Raw genomic sequence first — 25,327 nt, forward strand, 5'->3', positions numbered from 1 at the left:
TGTTACCATCCTTTATTTTGTTTCAACTTAGGGTTTACAGCCATTTCATCCGACGGGATAGGCCAGCGCACGTCTCTTTCCGAATAACTATTGTAGGCGACCTTCGCATTTTTTTGATTGGCGTAATCCGGAGCCACATTGATTTGTGCCTGAATGATATCCATATTTTCCATAAACTTCCCCCACCGGACCAGATCGCTTTTACGCAACAATTCAAATCCCAATTCTCTGGATCGTTCTTTCATAATGGCTGTATGGAACTTATCTGTGGATGAAATATCATCTGCCGAGAGGTCTGCATCGATCCTTGCGGTCAAGGTGGCCGCTGCCGTAGCTCCGCTACCACCGCCTCCTGTGATCGTGATGGTTGGTGCAGATGAAAATTTGATCCCTCCGTTCAATATACGAATGGTCTGCACTTGACCTCCGGAAATAATCGCTTCGGCTTTTGCCCGGATGCCGTCACCGGAAATAATGACGTTAGGTTTTGCGGTGTAACCACTGCCGGGATTCGTAACCGTGATCGTTTTTATGCTTTCTGACACACTGCTCTTGCCGTTCATATATTTTCCATACCCTCTTCTCCGTACGTCATTGACCATAGCGATGATATCGGTATCACTTCCATCGGGACCAAAGCGTCGGTTCTCTGCTTCGGCATACATGAGCAACACATCCGCATAGCGCAATATCGGGAAGTTCTGCGGCGTTCTGACCTCTCCTTTGGGCAGTAAAAGCTCATTGACCCTTCTGAATTTGCCACAATACCTCTCATAGATCTGTGTCGGTAAAAAATGTACGGTATCGGCTTTGTTATTGTCTCTGTAATAAAATTCGGCTATGGTCCAGTCACGTCGCTGATCATTGGAATAGTAAGGATTTTCAGCCTGAAAATAATTGTAAAAATTTTCGGTAGGATGCAGGTATCCCGGCGAATAGCCAATGGAAGGAGCTCCGCCGGAATTCATTCGGATACCGTTATTACGGCCGACCATACCACCGATCACGTAAGTGGACGCGCCGTTTCCCCAAAATTCTACTTCGAAAATACTCTCTTTGGGATCATAGATGTCCTGCGCATAATTGATAAAAATCTGTTCATAATCGTCGTTCAGTTCGTGCAATCCGGATGTAATGACTTTGTCCAACCAGTACGACGCTTTTTCATATTTGGAAATATCTTTCAATGGCTCTCCGGCCATGTGCAGGTACACTCGTCCAAGTATCCCCCATGCTGCAGACTTGGTCACCCTTCCACCGAAATTCACCTCTCCCATATCGGGCAACAGTCGCTGTGCTTCCTCCATATCTGCCGTAATACTTTCATAGATCTGCTGTATACTCGCTTGCTCTACTTGCAACTCCGAAGTTTTTGCAGATTGGATCGATTGGGTAATCAAGGGAACTTCGCCGAAATTGGAAACTAACATAAAGTAGAAATATCCTCTCAAAAAAAGTGCTTCACCTCTTATCTCCACTCTCTTGACCTGCTCGACACTATCTGTGATCTCCAAGTTTTCCAACAATAGATTAGCCCGGTTGATACCGCTATACAACGTCTGATAAAAACTTTTCACCTTTCCGTCTACGGTGGATGTATTGTATCCGGCCACGCCCCTCAGCTCAGTCTCATTGCTACAAAACCCCTCATCAGTTTCCAATCCCATACGGGCCAGCATATTATTGCAATACAGGCTCTGGCTCGCCAAGGTAGAATACACGCCATTGAGTGCCGTTTGCAATTGCTTATCGGTCTGATAGTAGTTTTTGGGACTTAGGAAGTCCTCGGGATCCCGGTCTAATATCTTATTGCAGGAAACCGTCAATAATAATATCGTGATATATAGTATATTCTTCATCTTCAATAGTTTTAAAATGTACATTTGAACCCTAAAACAAAAGTCTTCTCTCTGGGATAGGCCGAATAATCAAAACCGGGGGTCAATATGGTGCGACCTACCGAAACCTCGGGATCCATACCCGAATAGTTTGTCCACGTTTTTAGATTTTGGCCCGACACATACACCGATGCATTCGTCAGTTTCAATCTCTTGATCTGTCCAAGATTATAGGAAAGCATGATCGTTTTTAACCTCAGGAAAGAGCCGTCTTCGATCGTACGGGTAGAAAATCTTCCCGTGGGGCCCTGCCCACCTGTTCTGTACAATTCATTGGACGGATTGTCCATCGTCCAGCGGTCGATATAGCTGGCATACTGGTTCAACCCGGGACGACCATAAATATTGCCCTCGAACATATCCCTATTGGCATTATACACCTTATTGCCGGCAGACCATTGAAAGAAAACGTCAAGCGATAGGTTTTTATAGGAAAACGTATTGTTAAAACCGCCGAAATGCTTCGGCAGGGCATTACCCATGACTATTCTATCCAATTCATTGACGATACCGTCCTCATTCGTATCCACATATTTGATATCTCCGGGTTGAATGACATTGCGGGCATTGCCATTGGTCGGCAAATAGCTTTTCAACACATAATTGCCACCTACCACGTCAAAGTCTTCCACTTGGTAATTGCCATCCCACTGGTATCCGAAAAATTCAGCGGCAGAATGGCCTACCCGTGCCAGATACAACTGCGCATTGCTCCAAGGAGCCGGAAATCCGACAAAGGATACCATCATGTTTTGATTGTCACTCAATTCCAGCACTTTGTTTCTATTGAAAGAAATATTGAAATCCGTACGCCAATTAAAATCCTTAAATACGTTCCAGTTGTAGTTTAGCGTCACTTCAATCCCCTCATTGCCCACCTTGCCGACATTTTTGAGAATAGTCGTGAAACCACTGCTCATAGGCACATTGGCATTGAGCAACAGGTCGTAAGTCGTCTTTTTATACAGGTCTACGGTCAGGTTGAGCTTATTTTTAAATAGCCCCAAATCATACCCTATATCCAGTTGCCTCGTCGTTTCCCACTTCAGATCCTCATTGCCAAACCGATTGAACATGGCAGACTGCGCCGGCTCGGCATTGTTGAATGAATAATAGGAATTGTAAGGGAAGCTCATGGACGACAGGTAAGCGAAGTCTCCTACCCTGTTATTTCCGGTAAGGCCATAACTGACCCGTATTTTGCTATTGGAGATGGCTGTATTTTTAAGGAATTTCTCCTCGTGCATATTCCAAGCCAATGCTCCGGACGGAAAATAGCTCCATCTGTTATTTTTAGAGAATTTGGAAGAACCATCCGCTCTCATGGAGAAGGTGGCCATCAGACTTCTCTTATAATAATAGTTCAATCTTCCGAGAAACGACATCAAACCAAAGGACGAGGGTGTCGAGACCAGAGAATTGGCTTCTCCTTCGTCTAGCCCGGCTAAGCCTAGATCCTCATTTTCGATATTTTTGGCATGATAGCCTCTTCTGTCTGTCCGGACTTCCTGCATCGTAAAACCAACCAACCCATTTAGCCTGTGCTTCCAGTTGTAGCGTCTTTCATAGTTCAACAGGTTTTCATTCACCCAGCTACTCAGTTTAGTCTCATAAGTTGATCCATTCACACCAAGGATATTATCCGGAAACGCATACCCTTTGGACGTTTGCGAGTTATAAAATTCTTCGGCCAATGTGTTGGTATTGCTGAGACCTCCTCGTATGTTGATACTCCAATGGTCGGACAGCTTGTATATCAATCTCCCGTTGAAATGTGAGGTATTGACATATCTGTTCTTCGTCTCGTTGCGTGTAGACAAATAGGGATTGAAACGGGTATCATTAATGTCTGGATCAACAGGTTCGTCCATGAGGTCCAGTCCCGGCGAAACAGGCCGGGAACCCCATATCTGATACATCAATTGGGTAGAATAAGGTTGGGAACTGGAGTTTCTCGGCGAGGAGGGGGATGCCCCGTAAGCCTGATCTCTACCGATATTCAAATTGAGGTTTAAAGACAGCCTGTCCGATATTTTCTGGTCCAGCTGGAAACGCCCTTGATATTTTTTGTAGCCCGAATTGATAATGATCCCCTGTTGGTCAAACAGGTTTCCGGAAATCATATACTTTGTATCGTTATTTCCTCCGGACAAACTCAAATTGTAATTCTGGACATTCCCCACATCAAACATCAAATCCTGCCAATCGATACGGTCTATTGTCTTATAGTCATCCAATGTCAATCCGGGATTGGTCAGATACAACGCCGAAGCAATGGTAGGCGATAGCTCCAGTTGATATTTGACAAACTCGTAAGGCTCCATCAGATCCAGCTTACGGGTGATGGAACTCAGCCCATAATAAGCGTTAAAATCTATTTTAGGTTTACCGACTTTCGCTTTTTTCGTTTCGATGATGACGACACCATTGGCTCCACGCGCACCATATATCGCTGTAGCCGAAGCGTCTTTCAAAATGGATATCGTCTCTATATCATTTGGACTGATGATGGAATTTAACGTGCCTTCGACCGGGAATCCATCAATAACATATAAGGGTGAGTTTTCCTGTGTCAACGAATTTCCTCCCCGGACAACGATATTAAAGGCATCGCCCGGCTGTCCGTCATTTGAGGTGACCTGCACACCGGCCACCCTGCCGGCCAATGCCTGATCAAAATTGCCGACCGGAGCTTTTTGGAGTGCCCCGACATCCACTGTCGCGACGGAGCCTGTAAGATCTTCTTTGGTTGTCTGCCCATAACCGACGACTACCACATCTTCGATCTTTTCTTCCACAGGTTTCAAAACGACATTGATAATGCTACGTCCGCTGACGGCCTGCTCTTGCGAAGCATACCCGATAAAAGAATAGAGGATGGTATCACTCGGAGTGGCCGCAATACTGTAGTGACCTTTGTCATCCGTAAAGGCTTTAGCCGGTTTATTCTTCAAACCGATACTCACACCTTGCATGGGTTGATTGTCCACCGTCTGCACCTTACCGACCACATTCGTTTGCTGACTTTTTGTTTTTGTGCCGGGCACTTCTTTGATCAGTGCCGTCTTGTGATCAGCATTCAAGATGACTTCGACGTCTATTCCTGCAAAACATTTTTCTATGACGTGTTTCAAGTCTGTATTTTGCTCATCCAATGTGACTACCCCTATCTTTCTGGACAGATTGGCATCCGCCATGAAATTGTAACCCGTCTGCTTGGAAAGCTGATAAAAAACGGTCTTAAGAGGAGCTTTTACCACCTGAATACTTACTTTTTGGGCAAATGTCATAGCACTGGCCTGAAAGAACGTGACTATCAAAAGAATAAAGCTAAGCTTCATAATGATGAGAGGTTTTAGAATACGATAAGATTTACCGCACCACAATGCGGTTATTTTTTTATACATTTGAATTAGGATTTAATTTTACTATTTACAGTTAGTTATTAATTTATCCTGCTGAAGCTTCACGCTTTACAGAACAGGAGTGCTCGCAACACTTCTGTTCTTTCAACAGGAATACATTATGCAATCAGTTTAATTATTTCTCTTGACAACTACCCTCCTTTCCTTGTTTTCAGTATTTATCTCAAATTTCACTTTATTCGTCATTTCCATGGTCTCCAACAGATGATTTAGGTTTCGGGTACGTAGGTAATTGCCTTGAAATTCTACCCCCGACATATCTCCCCTGTATTCGACCGCAAATCCATACCACTTGGCCAGCTTCTTCATGATATCCTTAATATTTTCATTATTAAAGATAAAATACCCTTCCCTCCAAGCTTTTATATCGTCCACATCGATGTCGACCACTTGGATCTCTCCGCTATTCATCGCCGTCACGGACATCTGCCCCGGTTTTAGCAATGTACCCCGTGAATGGGCGGAATTTCCCTGTAACGATACCCGCACACTACCTTCTACCAGAGCAGTTTTGACGGTTCTGTCTTCCTCGTAAGCACTTATATTGAATGCTGTACCCAATACTTCTACATCTTGGTGTCCAGACGAGACTATGAAAGGGATTTTTCGGGTATTTTTTGAAGAATAGCTTGGTTTTACTTCAAAGTAAGCTTCTCCGGCAAGTGCTACTTTTCTCTCTTTTTCGGAGAAATGCACAGGATAACGAAGTTTGGAAGCTGAACTCAGCCATACTTTGCTGCCATCCGGCAATACTACTGTATATTGGTTGCCCGTGGGTGTCTCTATGGTGTTGTAATGGTCCGTTAACTCACCTTTCCCTGCGTCTACTACCGTATAAAGCAGCTGTCCATCAGCAGTTTGGCTGATCTTTATACCGTGTTCTTCAGCTATCTCACCAATATTACCGTCTTGGATACGTACTTGGGTTCCATCCGCCAATGTCAAGACAGCAGAATTGGTTTCCGGCAACAGAACAGCGATAGGTGTGTTTTCCATTACGGCTTTATCTTCTGACCGAAAAAGAAGCCAACCCAACCCGACACAAATCATCAACGATGCCGCAATAGCTAGACGCGGCCAAAGACGTATAGCCTTCCTTTCCTCCAAAGACTCATGTAGCTTTTTCAGACCCATTTGATATTCTTCCTGTAATTCTTCAGATTTGAGATTCGAAGGAGGCGTTTTGTAGTTGAGATACCAACTCTCTACAATAGCCTTTTCCTTTGCACTGGCGGTACCGTCATTATACTTCTTAAGCAATTCCTCTGCTTTTTTCATGCGCGTTTATAATGGTTAAAATTTACTGCGTTTATTAGGTAGACACGCGAGACAGAGGGAGGGGGTATAAAGAAATTGATTTTTTTATAGTTATCTATACACATAAAGAAGGTGTCTAAAAGGCCTATTATGCCGTCATTTCGAGGAGGAACGACGAGAAATCTATGGTTAAGCAATTTTTCAACTTGTTGAAAATAAGTTAATTAAAATTCATCCATAGATTTCTCTCTTCGTTCGAAATGACGATTAAATAAATTATCAGACCTTTTTAGACACCCCCTTAAAGCAGTGAGTGCCTCTTCTATTTTTTGTAGAGTTTCTTCTTAAGTTCGGCAGTGGTGATACAGAAGTTATATCCCTTTTTTTTCAAGGCATTGGCAAGAGCATTGTCACCTGTCCATATTTTGTGTCGTTTGTACAAGTGGAGCGCAACGAAATAAGCATCGTTTATATCAATATCCTGTACTATCTTTTTAGCTTCTATCAAATCTTTTTTAGGGATTTCATCCTTATCAATGATTCCAATGCCGGCAATTAACTTTCTAAAATTGGTAATAATCTGTTGATTGCTTTTGTCTGAAATATCAGCAATTTTTTGTGCATGGTTTTCTACTTCTTCAATGACATAATCCAGGACAAGAAATTGTATTCTACCTTTTTCAGCCAGGACAGAAGCCACAACTCCTCGAGGGGTAATGAGTGCACTAATAAAGATATTACTATCTGTAATAACGATCATTCGGGAATTGGCAAATTGTGATGTCTGTACAATCGTTTATTTATAGTACGATTTATCTCTGCCGAAAGTTTTTTAACAGCTTTTTGTTTTTCAGCATAAGACATTTTTTTTGCTTTTGTCTTCGGTTTAGTGTCTATTACAGAAAAATCAAGACCTAAACGCTTTGCCATATCCAGCAAAAAATCAATATCGCTTTTTTTTCCTTTATTTATAGTGATCGTAGTCATGACAATATCCACTTATGACAAATATACAAAAAACTTACGAAAATACAGAGTGCTCATATCTCGGAGACCTGAGAGATTTCGGTCTCAAAAAAACAAAGTAAAAATACCTGCTCCCAATTTTACCCTCAACACCCGAAGCGCATTTCTGACCTGCGTGCGTACGGTTTGAGGACTTATAGACAGTTCTTCTGCTATTTCTTTGTGGGACTTCTCCTGAAAACGGCTCATTTCGAATATCTGCCGCATCTGTGGAGGTAATGAAGTTACTTCCTTTTCAATTAATTGAACTAGTTCTTTTTCTCGTATTTTTTCATCCAGGGTATATTCACCTGCATTCATAAAGTCCTGCAAGGATTGCATATACATCTCCCTGACCTTTTGGTTTCTGAATACATTCAGTACCCTGCTCCGAACGGACGTATACAGGTACGCCGATAAGCTTGTGATCTCTAAGGTTTCTTTTTTATTCCACAAATAAATAAAGATCTCCTGCAAGATATCTCTTACCTCTTCCCGGTCTGGTAGTCGTCGGTAAGCATGGTTATACAGCAGACCATGATATCTCTTATAGATTTCATCCAATGCTGATCTATCGCCCGATTTCAACAAGTCCAGTAATTCAATATCCGTATATATCCTACTCAATGAAACATAAGGTTTGTTAACGAAAATACTATCTTTTTGGATAGTACACAAACTGTTATTGGTTAATACGAATATCGCAATTTATTCGAAGGCAATACTCCTATAATTTATCAAAATTATCTAATATTTTGACATGAGAAGAACAACATCTATTCAGATTTCTTTATAAACACATAATCTTCCAACCATGCCATACAGCGATGCATCCACTTGTCTGATGTCGTACGGTTGTTCAGACCAAACCCATGACCTCCGGCCGGATATAGGATCATTTGCGCCTTTACATTATTCTGCTGCAACGCTTCATAAAACCGTAACGCATTTTCGACCTTCACGACTTTGTCGTCTCCGGCATGAACAATGAAAGTCGGGGGAACATCCGGTGTGACCTGCTCTTCGTTTGAATAAGCATATACCTTTTTCTCCGATGGCGAATTTCCGATCAGGTTATTGCGCGATCCCCTATGGGTCAACGAATCTTTCATACTGATGACGGGATACATCAATATCATGAAATCGGGACGTACGCTTATTCCTTGGGTATCGACAACAGGTCTCTGAAAATGAGTACCTACCGTAGATGCCAAATGACCTCCTGCCGAAAAACCGATCACACCGACCTGATCGGGGTTTATATTCCATTTGGCAGCGTTCTTCCGGATCGTCACTAATGCAGTCTGCGCATCTTGCAAAGGTCCCGTGGATTTATCTTTCATCGTCTCATCCGAAGGCATCCTATATTTTAAGACAAAAGCAGCTATACCGTTTTTCTGAAATTCCTTGGCGATGAGATGACCTTCTTTTTCTATTGCCAGACCGGCATAGCCACCTCCGGGACAGACCAAGATGGCCGGTGAAACCTGGTTGCTTGTCAATGCAGGATAGTAGGTAAGAGTCGGAACCGAAACTTTAGCAACCCACTCCCCTCCAGATTTTCTCGCTGTAGCAGTTTCCTGGTTTTGCACAACAATGCTATTGGGAATTGTATTTGCATACAATGGCATTGTCTCTTGCGAAAAGGTTTTGGAACCACACAAAAAAAAGGTTGCGATCAAAATAGATATTATTCTCATCAATATAATAATTTTTAGTTCTATAGTAAAGATAGGAATCTTTGAAACGTATTGCAACGAATAAAATTTTGCGCTACCACATAACAAAAATACTATCTAACATGATCTCCAACAATAACTTCTCGTTAGGGTAATCTGTGCACGACACCCTTATATAGTTTAATTTTTGACAGCGTATTTATCTGGTTTATAGAGATAAATATATAAAATATTCTTCATTCAACCCGTTGTGCATTATCAAATAAAAACCACTCTATTGTCATGCTGACGATAGGAATTGCAAAGCAATCATTCATGCCATTGAAGGCTAACACGAATGAATAACCATCTGTTTGTGTATGGCTATTAGATTCCTCCTATTGTCGGAATGACAAAAAAAAACGCACATAATGCACAACGGGTTCATTCATTATATTTTTAGTCCTTGCATAATAGAATCCCTCGTATGGATACACGTTTTTTTTGAATCGTCACCAACTTAAATTCTTTCTGTCATAAAACAAAATGCGCCCTGTCTCCACTCCTATGACCAGATTATTTTTTGCACCACCGATATTTCCTACCGAAGGCGTACACTCATGTCCTCCCAACGATATATTCACACCTTTGTGCTTCAACACCTTGGGAAAGGCATACTCCGGCTGCTCATTGGTACCTATATTTTTCAAAAACAAAATGGTTGATCCTCTCCTGGGTTTCATATTCAGCGGCAATCCCCGGTCAGTCGTATCGGGAATGGACTGTTTTCCATAGGTACCGATCAACAGATCGTGCACCCCATCCTCATCCCAATCTATGATCTCTAGCTTGCTGCGCCCTACTGTACCTCCACGAGACTTATTGCCGCAGATCGGCTTTCCTTCCAATAGCAATTTTCCTCCATCCTTGACGTTATAGGCATCCAATTGCCAATAAAGATGCAATTCGTCATCCCGATCGAAAATCATATAAGCGACCTTGTCCCCAAACCGAGCCACGCCGGGCTTCACACGCCAAGTACCATGCAGATCCATTCCTTCCAGGTATAAGGGCCTCTCCGAAGCCAAGACAGGATTTTCTGCTGTACCGATATTCTTATAGAACATAAATTTTCCACGGCTGTCTCCGGTCAATATATCGAGCTTGCCATCTCCATCCCAGTCAAACACGGTAGGGCTCACATACCCCCACCTCGCCTCTCCGGGACCTTGTATATCTTCCCGATACCCTGGCTGGATGTGGATGATCTCATTATTTGCCTTCAGATATTCCGGATCACCATATTTAGGGTTTTCATTTGTTCCCTCGTTCTTATAGTAGAAAATAAAACCCATCGAGTTGCCGACGATCAGATCCACTAACCCGTCATTGTTCCAATCCACTAGACAGGGATTGACCAACGAACCAGCATATAAATCGGGATTCAGCTGCAACAGGTGTTTCGGTTTGTCAAATACCAGATTTCCCTTATCATTGATCTTATTCTGATTAGCATAATAATAGATTCCTCCTTCACCGACGGTCAATATCCCCTGATGCATATCATCATATTTGAAATGCCCTACATAAGCGTGCACATTTGGATTGCGCTGTATGATACCTTCCGCATCTACGATATATTTTTTTGCCCCAAGTGTGTTTTTCTTTATATCCCATTCATATCCCTGTATATTTCCTAAACGAGTTCCACTAAAAATGTAAAACTTATCTTGAATCTCTGCACCTATAAAACCGTCAAATGCATAATAGACCTGATCCAGAGAAGTGAACTGTTCTACTTTCACCTCGTTATCTTCTATACGATTCATCACACCTCCCAATATCCCTAGTCGGGGAATTTCGTACGGCCAAAAACCTTCCGCGTTATAAGCAATTTTGTGTGGGTATGATGCTCCATTTGAAAAAACGCCTTCTTCTCTCCTCCCTGCTAGGAAAAGGATCTTCCTATCGGGCAGCTCCACTATACCAAAATCCGAAAACCCCGTACCGAAAACCTTGATCTCTCCTTTTGGCTTAAATACCTTAGACGACTTGTCAAATTCGGCATAACGTATGACTTTGCCGTACTTCCACAGGCCATAAACTGTACCGCTACTGTGTTGGAATACTACTCCTCTCTCTTTGTTTTTTCCCTCATAAGGTGCATCGATCTCCAAAGGACTATCATAGATCGGTACTCCATCTGGAGACATTTTTTCAAAGGCATAATAATAGATCACACCTTGGCTTCCGTTTGTTCCCTGTAAAAATAAGTCTACAGGCTTGTCCGAACGAACCGCGGCAAGCCCCATCAGATAACCATTGTAAAAAGGAACAGATAGTCTACCGTAACCTTTCTTGTCCTGATTCAGAATAGGTCGACCGCTCTCCAGAGAGATCTGGGAGTAAGCTGCAAACCAGCTTGAGAATAATAAAAATATGATAATCTTGGGCATAAGTAGTTGTTTAATTAAAAGTCAATCATACCGTCATTTCGACGAGGTACGAGGAGAAATCTATGGATAAGAAATTTTTCAACAAGTTGAAAAATAGTTAATTAAAATTCATCCATAGATTTCTCTCTTCGTTCGAAATGACGACTAAATAAATTACCAGACATTTTTGCCCTTACTATTTCTACAACTCAATCCGAAATGGTGCTACCGGCAGTCCGCTCTTGCTGAACAGATTGCCTATCGCAACATCTGAAAACGAAAACTTAACCGATTTCGGATTCTTTATCGTTGCATTGTAAACGACCAATTTATTGCCTTCGATACGTGCATCGGCAACCTTATAGACATTGTCCGCTCCGGCAACAAACAATTCTTTAATTGTATTTCCTTGCATCATCAATCCATTGCTGACATAATCAAATTCCACGACTACCTCATTCCCTTTGACGGTATGCGATTTATACACCGGGGACTTATAATCCTGCAGTTTCTTGCCATATACTTCTGCCAATGCGATATTGGCTAAGCGATTGGCAACTTCTTTTTTATAGGGTGGATGGATATTTTTAATATCGGGCACCAGATCAGAAACCACGACCATAGCCGTTTTCGGTAGCTTCAACAGTGCCGTCTGCTGTTCTCTCAAAAGCGATGCTTTCTGCTCCGAAGGAGTAGATTGTTTATAGATATGTGGCGCAATCTGCACATAGTAGAATGGCAGTTCCGCATCCCATTCTTTTCTCCATGAATTGACCAATGCAGTCATCAGTCTATTATAGTTCTTGTAGTTGTTTACATTGGATTCGCCTTGGTACCAACAGAATCCAGCAAGAGTGAAGCCTTTCAACGGGTGTATCATACCATTCCAGCTGGACCCAATCGCTGTAGGACGTGAACGATGTGGACTAAAGGTTTTCGCGTCGGCTAGCAAGACAGGGTCAGATTCCACAACTTCCTTAGGCATCCATACTTCAGCGTTAGTACCCCCAATGCTGGCACTGATGATACCGATGGGCACATCTAGCTCCTGATTTAGTTTTTTGGCCAAAAAGTATCCTATGGCACTAAATTCTTTTAGTCGATCACTGGATGCCATTTCCCATTTATTGATAAAATTGTCCTGTGGTACCTGAGCACCGATACGATTGACATGCAACAACCGGATGTTTTTATTGTTGGCGTGGGGGATTTCGTCCAACATTTCTTGATGCTTGCTTTGTGCTCCCCATTCCATATTGGACTGCCCCGAACAAAGCCATACCTCACCAATCAAAATATCCTTTATAGAACTCGTTATGCGTCTGTTTACAAATTTGATTTCATAGGGTCCTCCTGCCTGTGGTGTTTTCAATATTGCCGACCATTCTGCGTTCCCGTCACAGGTCACTTTGACTGTATCCTGAGACCAACCCGGCAATATCCATACCTGACTACCTCTTCCTCCCCAACCCCAGATCTTCACTTCAGCATTACGTTGTAGTACCATGTGGTCCGAAAATATGGATGGTAATGCCACCTGACTCTTTGTCGGCATATAGGCACAAAGCAATAAAATGAATACAAAGGAGGATGTAATGAATAATTTACGCATAATGAGTATAATATAAAAAGTGACACATAAGTTTTTTGGTTAAGCCAAAGATAGAAAATCTATCTACAATCTTCATCTCATCATTTATCAAGAACATCCAACATATTGTCAAAAATCTATATAGAAAGCCCTACAAAATTGTTGGATATATATAAGGTAAAATCCTGCCAAAATCCGGAAAGACTAAAAAACTTTTTGGCGGAATTTTACCCCTTTCTCATGTATCAATTCGATCAAAAAAAATAAAAAAATCTACCCAAAACATCAGTAAAGGCATATTTTTTTCTTCTCCGCCCCTTTCAGCACCGTTCCCCCAGCCTTAAGGATATTTTGCGTTCCCGTCGGGATATCCGAAAAAACCCAAGGGAAATCATCCTTATCCCTTGGGAAATCCCAGACATCCCCAGGTAAATCCTGCATACCCTTCGGTATATCTTGCGTTCCCTCAGGGAGATACCGCATAGCCTTCGGGACATCGGAAGAATCCCAAAGGAAATCTTGCTTATCCATGGGGATACAGCGCACATCCTTAAGGCTACAGTACCAATCCCTTGGAATATTCTCAACACCCTCAGGGAAATGTTGTCTGTCCGTTGGGATATGCTGCTTTTCCCAAAGGCGGCATCACACCTCCCTTGGAATATTTTGCATTTCACGAGGGAAACTGTATATATCCTTAGGGACATTTTAAAAAACCTTGGGGCGATCCTGCTCAACCGTCTGTATCTTTCCGATACCCTTGAGGATATTTTCCGCTCCTTTACGGATATTTTGAAATTCCCTAAGAGGGTTTTGCCGATCCCTCGGGGTAATCCCAGCTATCTAGTTATTTTTAGGGTTCTTCAGATAATAGAAATGACCATCCTCGGCTCCTATCAAAAGATCTTTGTACTTCGATCCATACCAATTGACCAACGTCGGGCTGGTATCATGTCCGGCAAGTACTAACGCCGCGACAGGATCTTGATTTTTATAGTAATTAAGACCCTTTTTTGTTCGCACAAATTCCATGACTGTCGCATTTTTGCTATTGACAATGATGTCGTTTTTGCCATCACCATTCCAATCTCCGATGGTGAATTTACGTCTTCCGCTCTGTCCGTGTTGCTTCGCATTCAGTCGCAATAGCCCTGCTAAACTGTCTACTACAGCATGCTTTTGATCAAAAGCCGATTCGTTAACCGAATAAAAAATCCGCTGCGGCGCTTTCAGTAGCTTACCCTGACTTTTCGCATCCCTTTCAAAATAAGACAAATATCCTGCTGTATCCATCATAATCAGATCGTTCCATCCATCGTTATTCCAATCGATGGTAAACGGCGTTGTACGCCATTGCGTCACCAAGCTATTCGGCTTTGGCGTCCACCATACCCAAAAAGGCTTTGGCGTTTCCGCACCCTTCCAATCCACCAAAACAGGCTTCGGTTTCGCCAATACTGCTTTTTCTTTTGTTCCTATATTTTCATACCATACAACTTCGCCAAAAATAGAGTTCACAATAAGATCAAGCTTCCCATCGTTGTTCCAATCCGACACAGAGAGCGTCGTATAGCCCCATTTTTGCTCTGCCGGCCCTTGTATAGAGCCATTATACCCCGCCATGATCCGGATTTCCTGGCCTTCTACTTCCAATAATTTTGGCTTCGCCCAACGCGGTGCGCCATCGTATAGACCGAGGTTTTCGATAAAGGCAAAGCGTCCCGCCGAATTACCGACAATTAGATCCTCGTCGCCATCATTATCCCAATCGACACTGACAGGCGTAACCAGCACACCAAATTTGACATTGTCTGCTTCCTGCTGAAAGTAATAGGGATTTTCAAATTGAGGCATTCCGTTCACGATTTCCCCCGTATTTTTGATATAGGCGACTCTTCCATCCTCATCACCGACAATAAGATCCACATGTCCATCTTTATTCCAGTCAACCGCAACAGGGATAATCATCTCCAGATCCATTTTTACAATTCCCTGGTTATTATAGACATATTGCCCTTCCTTAAATATAGGATTTTCCCGTGTTCCGATATTTTCGAAATAGATCAGTTTATCCAAAAATTCGCCACAGATCAAATCCAAATCACCATCACCGTCAAAATCGGCCATATTCGGTGTAGGAGCACCATATACATCTATTGTCTTCCCATATTGATCTTTCAACCGACCCCTATTCATATATTCTCCATCAACATTTTCAATCAAATATACGTATCCGTGTAATGGGCCTTTTGTCCACTGACCGTGACTGTTGAACGCATTATCCCAACCGTAATCTCCCCATTCATCGATGCCTACAATAACATCCAAGTCTCCGTCATTGTCATAATCCACATGCTTCCATTGATTGAACCGGATACGACCGTTGATCTCGCCTTTGATGGTATTCACGTCAAACACCTTTTTTTTCTTCTTGGTATAGGTATTCAGAAAATCCGTATAGATTACCCCGGGTCCGCTAAATATCGGCTTACCTTCGTGGTATGATATCTGGATATCTTTGACCGATTTATTCAACCATTTAGGTTTTGCAAATACGGGTTTCTCGTCTCCTGATATATTTTCAAATAAATACAAGCCGTTAAATGGCCTACCTTGACTAGAAACCACTAAATCCATATCCCCGTCATTGTCGTAGTCAACCGGTAGCGGCCAAGCCCATAACCCTACCCCTAAATCGACAATTAGACCGGGATTATTATATTTTAGAAACTGTAGATCTTGTTCTTGTGAAATAGATTGGGATACAACCCCACAAGTTAGCGATAAAATTAAAAAAATCTGTCTCATTATAATGCTCTTCCTCCAATAGCTATTTGATCCATAAAATTTAACATGACATCCTCTTCGCTCCCTCCTATGACGTAACATCGAAGAACGATACCCTCCTGTGCGGCGATACTATTTAATGGTCGATAAACCTGTAAATATAACGTTGGTTCGGGTTTATAATCTTCTACCCCGTTTTCTACATTCAAAAGATACCTTGTGATGGGATCGAACAAAATACCATTCTTGCTATAAACCCACTTCAATTTCAGATTTTTGCTGTTGGTTATTGGAGTATAGTCCAAGGTCTCCACCGAAAAATTTTTTATCTTTCTGTTCTTAATCTCTATCTCAAAGTACCGCTCTTGTTTCAATGCTTGTTTCTCATCTTTTGCAGGTTTGTCTTTCGTCGCAAATTTCAACTCACCCCGCGCATTTTGTACCAGCCCCTTCCCCAGTCTTGTGATGATATCAAAATCTCCTATACGAAAACGGTCTTTCGTCAGGTTCGCCTGTGGAATGCTGACCAATATAGGATGCTTTGTATAATTTTTCAAATCTTCAGGCTCTATATTCGTATTGCTTTTCCTGAAATCCGCAATCCGATGGAAAGTAACCATATTCGCATCGTGGTAACGGAAACCATACCAAGATGTTCTACTCACAAAAGCAATATCGTTGTCATCAAAAACCCAATCGACATATTGAAAGCCAAACGTATCCCATGTCCGCAGATGGGCGCCCTCATCCCATTTCAATATTTTCTTTTTAATCGTCCAGTTTGTCAGATCCGGAGAACTCATTAAAACCAATACATTACGTTGGTGCCAGTTGCCATCATGTGTCCTTCCCAATGTATTTCTAAAAGATGAAATCTTATTCGTAATGGTCCAATACTGCTTAGAAATCGAATCATAACGAATAGTAAATTTGCTTTCTGCCCCCGGAAAATGCACAAAGTTTCGCTTCTCGTTCTTAAAAACCATCTGCATATTCTTATCGTCGACATCAATGATCGCAGCTATTTCATCTCGAGGCTTTCCAGCGGCAGCTCCTTCTATTGTATAATTAACACCTCTACCTATCCACGTTTCTAAACGCATGAAGTCTACTAATTTACCTTCTCGGGTAACGACTAAATTTCCCTCCAGCCAATTGGGTCGTCTGGCATTGAGCCATTGCTCATCAAAACGGATACTGTTCGTTCTTTTCCAGCTCGAGGCCTTGAGCAAATCCGCACCCTCATCGGCACAAATTGCCAAAGCATGAAAATCCCTCCGGTCTTTAGCATCGAAAGCTTCTTCATAAGCCCTCCAAATCTTGCCCTTATGCTTTACAATAGGCACAGGTCCCGTATGAAACATTCCTTTGGCTAGTATTCCCGTATCCTCATCCTTCGGTTCAGACCATGTCCTACCTTGATTAGTGGATCGATAAATGATGATATTTCCCCATCCTTTGGACGTACCCATGAGGTAAACATTCCCTTTATGTTCAAAGATATTGGCCCAGATCAACGGAGCAACCCGGGAAAGCAAACTCCATGTTTTTCCTTTGTCTTTGGAAACATGTACGCTCGTTCCCCGGTCAAAATCATGGGAAACCAAATAATCACCATTCTCTAAAATGACAATACTTGGCGAGGCGACTTTTTTAACGATAGGATCTTCTTCGGATTCGAACACAACCGTACCTACACTTTTCGGAAAGGGATTAAATCGTTGTGCTACAGCTGTATTTAGCAGAAAAGTTGTACAGCAAATTATAACAAGGAACTTAAAAACATTTATTTTTTTCATCATCTATATTTTTATCGTTTTACAGTTTATTACCAGCTCAAATCTTTCCTGTCATAATACATAAAAGTCCCATATTCCGTACCTACGATCAGATTAAGCGTTTTTCCATCTCCCCCTATATAACCTGTTGTCGGCGCGCATTCATGCGCTCCCAAAAGAATATCTTCACCTTTAAACTTCATCATCTTGGGAAATTCAAAAATTGGTTCTGCGTCGGTTCCGGCATTTCTCAAAAATAATACAGCCGCTCCCTCGTTTTTCGTCTTGCGATTATAAGGCAAGCCCGTCATCGGATTTGGTATAGCTGCTCCCCTGCCTGTACCAATCAACATATCCTTTACCCCATCCCCATCCCAATCAACTATATGCGTTTTTGCCCTGCCATATTGCCCTCCTTTTCGGCGGTGTCCGTGTATGTTTTTACCATCTGTTAACTTTAATTTTCCAGCATCGTCTATATTGTAAGTATCTGTTTTATAATACAGGTGAAAATCATTGTCTCTATCTAAAATTACATATACATCTTTGCCCCCCATTTCTGCCACACCGGGAATGGAACGCCAACCGCCATGTACATTCAATCCTTTGATGTAAAGTGGGTGTTCAGATTCAAGCGCTGGCTTTGATTTTGTTCCTTTGTTGATGTATACCATGAATTTTCCCCTGCTGTCTCCGGTCAGAATATCGGGCAAGCCATCTTTGTTCCAGTCGTAAACTACCGGACAGGTATAACCCCAGCGAGCTTCATGTGGCCCCTGTATATCTTCGCGATAACCAGGTTGAACATGAATTTTTACGCCTCCTGCTTCTAAAGCAACCGGATTCTGATAAGCTGGTTTTATGTTGGTGCCTGTATTTTTAAAGAACAAAATGTTACCTGCAGAGTTTCCTGAGACAATATCCAGCACACCGTCCCCATCCCAATCTGCAAGACTGGGAACGACCAAAGAACCTCCATAAAGGGTAGGATTCTCCTGTAAAATATAAGCCGGATCTTCAAAAACCAGATTACCGTTTTTATCTTTTTGTTTCGTGTTCTGATAGAAGAAAATACCCCCCTCTCCCGAGAGCAACAGACCTTCCGTTTGTCCGGGACCTTTAAAATAAGTAGGATAACCGTTTACCGTTGGCGTTCGCTGTATAATATGGTTTTTATCGACTACGTATTTCGTAGGGTATAATCCGTTTTCATCTATCTGATAGGCGTGTATATTTCCCATCCTAGTTCCGCAGATTACATATTTATCTTTGCTTTTTGTTTCATAACCGGTATAACCGCTGATACCGAAATAAGTTTGGTTCAACTCGGTCAAAGGTTTTGCTTCCAGATGTTTGAGGTTTTCCAGATCATTTACCAATGCTCCATAAATACCCACTTCGGTTAGTTCATTGGGCCAGAATCCTTCGGGTGTGTAATAAAGGCTGTCGAACTGCATTTTTATCACAGGAGAAGTGGATACCTTTGCTATGGTAAACAGGAAAAGATATTTTCCTTCCGGTGTTTTTACCACACCAAAAGTGGAAAATCCTCTTGGCAAACCATTAACAGTTATTGATTTCGCTTCGTCAAAAGAAGTGCTTGATTTATCGAAAATCGATGTTTTGATTGCTTTTCCCCCAAATCGCCAAAATCCATGAATCTGTTTATCCGAGGTTTGGATGACAGTCCCCCTATTTCTTCCTGTATCTTCAAAAGGAAGTTTTATTTTTACGCCCTGTGAGAATACAGGTTCGCCTTTCTCTGTTAATTTTTTGAAGTAATACAGGTAAGTACCCGGAGCCCTGTTATCTGATTGCAGAAAAAGGTCTGGATATTCATCATCATTTACGATGGCCATGCCCATAATCGCTCCTGTAATAGAGGGCAACGCAAAATGCCCTATTCCATCGGCGGAACCGTTTTTGATGGGCTCTCCGCTTACAAATGTACTTTCTGCTTGCTGAGCAAGAATATGCAAATGATTCATCAAAAGAACCAAAATAAAAAGGATTCTGTTCAACATATTTTTATTTATCCTTTATAAATTCTCTCCGAGGTCGTTACAAAATCCTTCCTCCTACCGTAATCTTATCATCAAATTTCACATAGCTACCACCATCATTTCCATTAACAAACACACAGCGCAATATGGCTCCATCTCTCCCCTTAACCTTATTTAGTGGCCTATATACAGGCAGATACAACGGTGGGTTATCAAAGATTACCCCGTTAATCCCCTCTACACGGTGCAAATAATCGGTAATCGGATGAAAAGTCTTGCCGTCTATACTGTACACCCATTTTAACCTAAAACTTCTGTTGTTCCCTTTAATGGATGATTGCAACGTTTCGAGCGAAAAATTATCCCCTTTATGATTTACAATCTTTAACTCAACATATCGAAAAGCTTTCATCGCTTGGCTTTCATCGTTAGAGATCAACTGGTTTTTCAAAATGATATGCCCCTCCTCATCGATATCAATCCCTTCTCCTATAGAAACAGCCACCTCAATATCACCAAATATTAAATTTCCATTTTTAATATCCTTAATTGGTATATCAAACAGCCTCGGATGCTGGGTATATTTCAACAGATCTTCCGGTTCCTGATCTGAAGCATTTCTAAAATTTTCAACGCGGTGGAAAGTAATCATATTGGCATCGTGGTAACGCTTGCCGTACCAGGATGTTCTGCTCGCAAAAACAATATCTTCTCCATCAAATTGCCAATCCACATATTGAAAACCAAAAGTATCCCAAGTTTTCAGTTTTGCTCCCTCATTCCATTTCAATATCTTTTGTTTGACTTCCCAATTGACCAGATCCGTAGAACGCATCAAGACCAACACATTGCGCTGATGCCAACTACCATCATGGGTACCCGTGGTATTGATAAAGGATGTGATTTTGTTCGTAATGGTCCAATACGATCCCGATACCGGATCATAGCGGATTGTAAATTTGGTTTCCGCTCCGGGAAAATGAATGTAATTTCTAGGCTCATTCTTGAATTCGGCCGTCATGCTCTCCGCATCGATATCCAAAAACGCAGCAACCTCATGCCTTGGCTTGTCACTTGCAGCACCTTGAATTTGATAAGAAATACCTGATCCCGGCCAGGTTTCCAACCGCATAAAGTTGATCAGTTTACCTTCAGGGGTGGCCACGATATTCCCTTCCAACCAATTCGGACGCCGGGCATTAATCCAGGACTCATCAAAACGAATACTATTGGTTCGCTTCCAACTGGATGCTTTCAACAGGTCAGCATCTTCATCGGCACAGACTGCAAACGCATAAAAATCCCGACTTTCCGCCGAATCAAAGATCTCTTCATACGCCCGCCATATTTTCCCGTTATGTTTTACGACCGGAACCGGGGCAGTATGAAACATCCCTTTAAATAATATACCGTTGTTTGCATCCGTCGGAACTGTCCAGTTTTTACCTTGATCGGTAGACTTATAAATAGCTATATCTCCCCTGCCCCCCTTTGACGTTCCCATAAGATATACATTCCCATTATGTTCAAACAGGGTCGCAAAATTGGATGGTGACACTCGGGAATGCTGCGTCCAGGTTTTTCCTTGGTCTTTGGATATATAAACACTGGTCCCTCCGTCGTAAAAAAAGGAGACCAGATAATTCCCATTGGACAGTACGAGAACACTCGGTGATTGGACCGTATAATCGTTGATGGGGTCATCGACCTCAAAGACGATCGTCCCCGGATAGGGATTAAACGTCTGTTGTACCGAGTCACCGTCGTCCTCCTGGTCGGATATAGGTAGTACCTTCTTGCATCCGAATAGCAGTGCAACAAATAAAACAACTACGATCTTGGTATGCCAGCTCTTCATCCGCAAACTTTACTTCGTAATCGTTACGGTAAAGGTCTTCATAACAGGTTCACCGCCATCCCTAACATTCGACGCGACAAACACGACTTCATATACGCCTGCTTTATCGTAAATAAATTCGTATTCCCCCCAAGTACCATCATTCTTCGGTGTTAATAGCATGGGTTTGTCCTTCCCGGCATTAAATTGAGGAAGTTCAAGGGCTTTGCTAATGGCGTAGCCTTCTTTGAACTGCCCAACAAGCGGGTGATCCGATCGCGAACTGAGATTATTGAATGCACCATGCCAATTGAGCGTAGTAGAGGTAACTGTAGGTACTGTAGTCATATGACCTATCTGATCCGCTGCCGCAGGATTCAAAGCCCATTTAAAATCAAGCTGGTTTTGATTATACAGCTCCGCAGATCTGCTCTCGTCATCAACCACAACGCTCCGGAGACTTGAATTTACTACCCTGAATACAACTCGCTTCGATTCGGCTTGTGTCGTACAATGCCATGCTAAATAAACCGGTTTTTCTTCCGCAAAAATTGCAGTAATATCCCCCATACCTGAATCTTGATAATCAGCAATATCGCCCGGCTTGTCCTTTATCACAAATTCGTGAGGAATAGGCTTCCATGTCGCTGCTAAAGCATTGGTATAAGCATTCACTCCTTCACGCTCGCCATTAAAATCGGTCGAGTACAGCAAATGCGCACAGTCCCAATTGACCTCAGTATCATTGTCAGGAGACTTTCCCGTTTGAAAACTTAAATTAGCCAACACATCATAAAACCGGTCTTGATCCTTGTACGCATACGCATTACCAAATGTACCCGAATAAAAGTCAATTAAATCGGGGTTACCGGACAGTTGGAATCGCACGGTGTCCTTCACGATTTCGGTTACTTCTACGTCAAACTCCAATGCACCTTTCTGCGTAGGATCTTCGACATCGATCTTCGCCAACTCGATAACTTCTACACTGTCGGCATTACATGCCAAGATAACACCCATACTCAGTGCCATCCAATATTTTATTATACCTTTCATCTGTATATCATTTATTATTCATTACTGAATATTATTATTCCTCGATCGTCAGCTTTATTGTCTTTACGACTTCTTTCTTCCCCTCAAAATTCACATTGAAACCTACAAACGTAACTTCAAACTCACCGGCTTCCTCAAATGCGTACGTGTACTCCGTCATATTTTCCATTTGCATGCCCTTGACCACAATGGGATAATCTTTACCCAAATTCATCTGATCAGGCAAAGTGATCGGACCGCTAACAGCATATCCTTCTTTCAAGAGGCCAGCAGTATTATCGAAAATACCATTCCAATAGATTAGAGAATTGGTAATGCTCGGTAGATTCGAAGTCTGTGCTGCAGCCTCTGGATTTAATGACCATTGAAAGCCCATAGCTGCTTGTGAAACTAATATTCCCGAAATATCAGGTTCATTCGTAGCAATTCCTTTAAGATTGAAATCTGCTACCTGAAACCGCGTCCGTTGTGAAGCTTCGTTTGTCTTACAATACCAAGCGAAATATACCGGCTTACCTTCTTCAAATATGTCCGTGACATCGACAGTTCCTGCATCGGAAAAGTTGGCCGATGTACCATCAATAGGCGGGATATCAAATCGATCCGATATATTAATCCAGTTTACCGCACTCACATTGGTATAATCGTAATTTTCGTTGAATTCCGTGGTATACAACAGCTCTGCACAGTCTTCATTATTACCTGCAAATTTTGCCGCCCGGAAACCTAACGTCGGCATATATTCATAAATACGTTCGACGTCCTGGTACCGATATTCCTTTCCATAATGGCCAGGATAGAAGTTGATCATATCCGGGCTCCCTTCGATATGGAAGATAATGGTATCGCCCACCTTATACACGACCTTGTCTGTCCAGACGTCTAAGTGAGGTTCAGTGATTTCATAAGAGTCACGACAGGACATGACGACAAACAGAACGCTCATTAAAATTAAATACTTTTTCATTGGACTACTTTTCATAATTACCATCCTGGGTTTTGAACTAATTTTTTATTTACGCCCATTTCGTATGACGGGATCGGCCACCATGCATCTCTGCGCTCTACACTTCTGAAATATCGTCGGGCACGCACATAATACGATGAGGTATAGGTCTGCGGTGTTTCAGCTTCCCGAGCCACCATATTATCATAGAATACGCCCCAACGTACTACATCATTTTTGCGCAACATTTCAAAACATAATTCCCGTGGTCTTTCATCCCGAACTTCTTTCTTAAAATCGGCATAGCCTCGATCTGTAAAATCCGTCGTCGGGCTTGCTAACGTGGGATCCAACCCCAACCCTCTTCGTTGAACCATGTTGAGGTATTCGATCGCATCGTCATTGGCCCCTTGATAGACTTCGTTGTATGCTTCGGCATACATCAATAGTACATCCGAGTACCGCAAAATCGGGAAATTTTGAGGTGTCTGCGAGTTCAGCTTGGGAAGCACGGTCTCGTATTCTCTTCTGAACTTACCGCAAAAACGTTGGTATTTGGAATCATTAACACCCCATTCAACTTTCATCGCTACTCCACCATCGTTTACATAATAATATGGAGCGACGTTCCAGTTCTGACGTTTGTCTCCGGTCTCATATAGACCATGCAAATAATCGGTAGATCGTAAGACACCGATCGAAAGCCCGATCACGTTGTCTATCACAGGATTACGGATACCGTTATTTCTACCGACCATACCTGAGGTAGGGTATACGGCTGTACCATCGCTATGAAACTCAACCTCAAAAATGCTCTCTTGCAGATCGTATTTGTCCTGTGCATAATTGATAAACACTTGCTGATAGGACGGGTTCAATGCGTGAAAGCCCTCATTGATGACACGCCCAGCATAGACCAAGGCATCTTCGTACCGTTCTTCCTCATAATAAGGATATCCGGCCAGATACAGATTGACCCGAGCCAATATGCCCCATACGGCAGATTTGGATACCCGGCCACCGGTACCGACTTCACTGGCCGGCTTTACCCAGGCCGCGGCCTTTTCCATATCCTGCAGGATCTGTGCATACACCTCTCTGCCCGTAGCCCGCGGATGTTGCAATTCCTCCGCACTGGCATTTTTGATCGGATTGAGGATCAAGGGAACACCTTGAAAACGTGTGACCAACATAAAATAATAATACGCCCGCAGAAACAGTGCCTGACCACGGATATCATTGCGTTCATCGACGCTGATATCTATATCAGCATTGTCTACATTTGCCAAGAGATTGTTCGCTCGATCGATCCCCACATAGCACGACCGCCAATAATTCTGGATTTTGGGATCGGTAGGCGTGACATTATAGTCTCCTACCGAATTTTCATCCGAACTGTAGTCCTCATAGGCTTCATCAGCTTCTAGCCCCATCCTGCCCAACATATTATTACCATAGAGATTGCCGTCAGCCAATGCGGCATATACACCATTCAGGGCATAGTTCAACTCCGCTGCTGTCGAGTAATAATCGTCCTTGACCATCGTATATTTGGCTGGATCGATATCCAACAAATCATGGCAAGATGTTATGAGATAAACAACACCTACCATCGCTATTTTCTTAAAAATACTTTTCATAACAATATCGT

17 protein-coding genes are annotated in these 25,327 nt (G+C 42.4%); all 17 read right to left on the reverse strand.

Annotated features, from left to right (window positions below; all coding sequences use genetic code 11):
* Positions 1 to 2 precede the first annotated feature (2 nt).
* The 17 genes from G5B00_RS09290 to G5B00_RS09370 all read right to left on the reverse strand — a co-directional run bounded on the left by G5B00_RS09290 (position 3) and on the right by G5B00_RS09370 (position 25,316).
* Complete coding sequence (locus tag G5B00_RS09290) at positions 3 to 1,859, reverse strand: RagB/SusD family nutrient uptake outer membrane protein (RefSeq protein ID WP_163873942.1); 1,857 nt, start codon at positions 1,857 to 1,859, stop codon at positions 3 to 5.
* A gap of 11 nt (positions 1,860 to 1,870) precedes the next feature.
* Positions 1,871 to 5,239 (reverse strand): SusC/RagA family TonB-linked outer membrane protein, encoded by a 3,369-nt coding sequence (locus G5B00_RS09295; protein ID WP_163873945.1) that lies wholly within the window; start codon positions 5,237 to 5,239, stop codon positions 1,871 to 1,873.
* A 195-nt stretch (positions 5,240 to 5,434) separates the two neighbouring features.
* On the reverse strand, positions 5,435 to 6,601 hold the full coding sequence (locus G5B00_RS09300; protein ID WP_163873948.1) for a FecR family protein: 1,167 nt from the start codon (positions 6,599 to 6,601) through the stop codon (positions 5,435 to 5,437).
* 301 nt (positions 6,602 to 6,902) lie between these two features.
* Complete coding sequence (locus G5B00_RS09305; RefSeq protein ID WP_163873951.1) at positions 6,903 to 7,340, reverse strand: PIN domain-containing protein; 438 nt, start codon at positions 7,338 to 7,340, stop codon at positions 6,903 to 6,905.
* Entirely contained in the window at positions 7,337 to 7,567 is a 231-nt protein-coding gene (locus G5B00_RS09310) for a hypothetical protein (protein WP_163873954.1), read from the reverse strand. The genes G5B00_RS09305 and G5B00_RS09310 overlap by 4 nt, the downstream gene beginning before the upstream one ends.
* Before the next feature lie 84 nt (positions 7,568 to 7,651).
* Positions 7,652 to 8,212: an RNA polymerase sigma-70 factor gene (locus G5B00_RS09315; protein ID WP_205966379.1), complete on the reverse strand. Its 561-nt coding sequence runs from the start codon at positions 8,210 to 8,212 to the stop codon at positions 7,652 to 7,654.
* Positions 8,213 to 8,361: 149 nt separating this feature from the next.
* Positions 8,362 to 9,285: an alpha/beta hydrolase gene (locus tag G5B00_RS09320; RefSeq protein ID WP_163873957.1), complete on the reverse strand. Its 924-nt coding sequence runs from the start codon at positions 9,283 to 9,285 to the stop codon at positions 8,362 to 8,364.
* Between the two features lie 470 nt (positions 9,286 to 9,755).
* Entirely contained in the window at positions 9,756 to 11,699 is a 1,944-nt protein-coding gene (locus G5B00_RS09325) for an FG-GAP repeat domain-containing protein (RefSeq protein ID WP_163873961.1), read from the reverse strand.
* A gap of 181 nt (positions 11,700 to 11,880) precedes the next feature.
* Positions 11,881 to 13,290 carry a sialate O-acetylesterase gene (locus G5B00_RS09330; protein ID WP_240894441.1) on the reverse strand — a complete coding sequence of 470 codons (1,410 nt, stop codon included), beginning with the start codon at positions 13,288 to 13,290 and terminating at the stop codon, positions 11,881 to 11,883.
* Between the two features lie 264 nt (positions 13,291 to 13,554).
* On the reverse strand, positions 13,555 to 13,800 hold the full coding sequence (locus tag G5B00_RS09335) for a hypothetical protein (RefSeq protein WP_163873964.1): 246 nt from the start codon (positions 13,798 to 13,800) through the stop codon (positions 13,555 to 13,557).
* A 312-nt stretch (positions 13,801 to 14,112) separates the two neighbouring features.
* The gene (locus G5B00_RS09340) at positions 14,113 to 16,077 is read right to left on the reverse strand and encodes an FG-GAP repeat domain-containing protein (RefSeq protein ID WP_163873967.1); all 1,965 of its coding nucleotides are present in this window, start codon (positions 16,075 to 16,077) and stop codon (positions 14,113 to 14,115) included.
* Entirely contained in the window at positions 16,077 to 17,858 is a 1,782-nt protein-coding gene (locus G5B00_RS09345; RefSeq protein WP_163873970.1) for a sialidase family protein, read from the reverse strand. The genes G5B00_RS09340 and G5B00_RS09345 overlap by 1 nt, the downstream gene beginning before the upstream one ends.
* 26 nt (positions 17,859 to 17,884) lie before the next feature.
* Complete coding sequence (locus G5B00_RS09350) at positions 17,885 to 19,858, reverse strand: FG-GAP repeat domain-containing protein (protein WP_205966381.1); 1,974 nt, start codon at positions 19,856 to 19,858, stop codon at positions 17,885 to 17,887.
* Between the two features lie 37 nt (positions 19,859 to 19,895).
* Positions 19,896 to 21,695, reverse strand: a complete 1,800-nt coding sequence (locus G5B00_RS09355; protein WP_163873973.1) for an exo-alpha-sialidase — start codon at positions 21,693 to 21,695, stop codon at positions 19,896 to 19,898.
* A 9-nt stretch (positions 21,696 to 21,704) separates the two neighbouring features.
* Positions 21,705 to 22,730 (reverse strand): DUF5017 domain-containing protein, encoded by a 1,026-nt coding sequence (locus tag G5B00_RS09360; RefSeq protein WP_163873975.1) that lies wholly within the window; start codon positions 22,728 to 22,730, stop codon positions 21,705 to 21,707.
* Positions 22,731 to 22,764: 34 nt separating this feature from the next.
* The gene (locus G5B00_RS09365) at positions 22,765 to 23,697 is read right to left on the reverse strand and encodes a DUF5017 domain-containing protein (RefSeq protein ID WP_163873978.1); all 933 of its coding nucleotides are present in this window, start codon (positions 23,695 to 23,697) and stop codon (positions 22,765 to 22,767) included.
* Positions 23,698 to 23,714: 17 nt separating this feature from the next.
* Entirely contained in the window at positions 23,715 to 25,316 is a 1,602-nt protein-coding gene (locus G5B00_RS09370; RefSeq protein WP_205966382.1) for a RagB/SusD family nutrient uptake outer membrane protein, read from the reverse strand.
* Positions 25,317 to 25,327 lie beyond the last annotated feature (11 nt).

Source organism: Parapedobacter sp. SGR-10, from assembly GCF_011030405.1.
Taxonomy (GTDB): Bacteria; Bacteroidota; Bacteroidia; order Sphingobacteriales; family Sphingobacteriaceae; genus Sphingobacterium.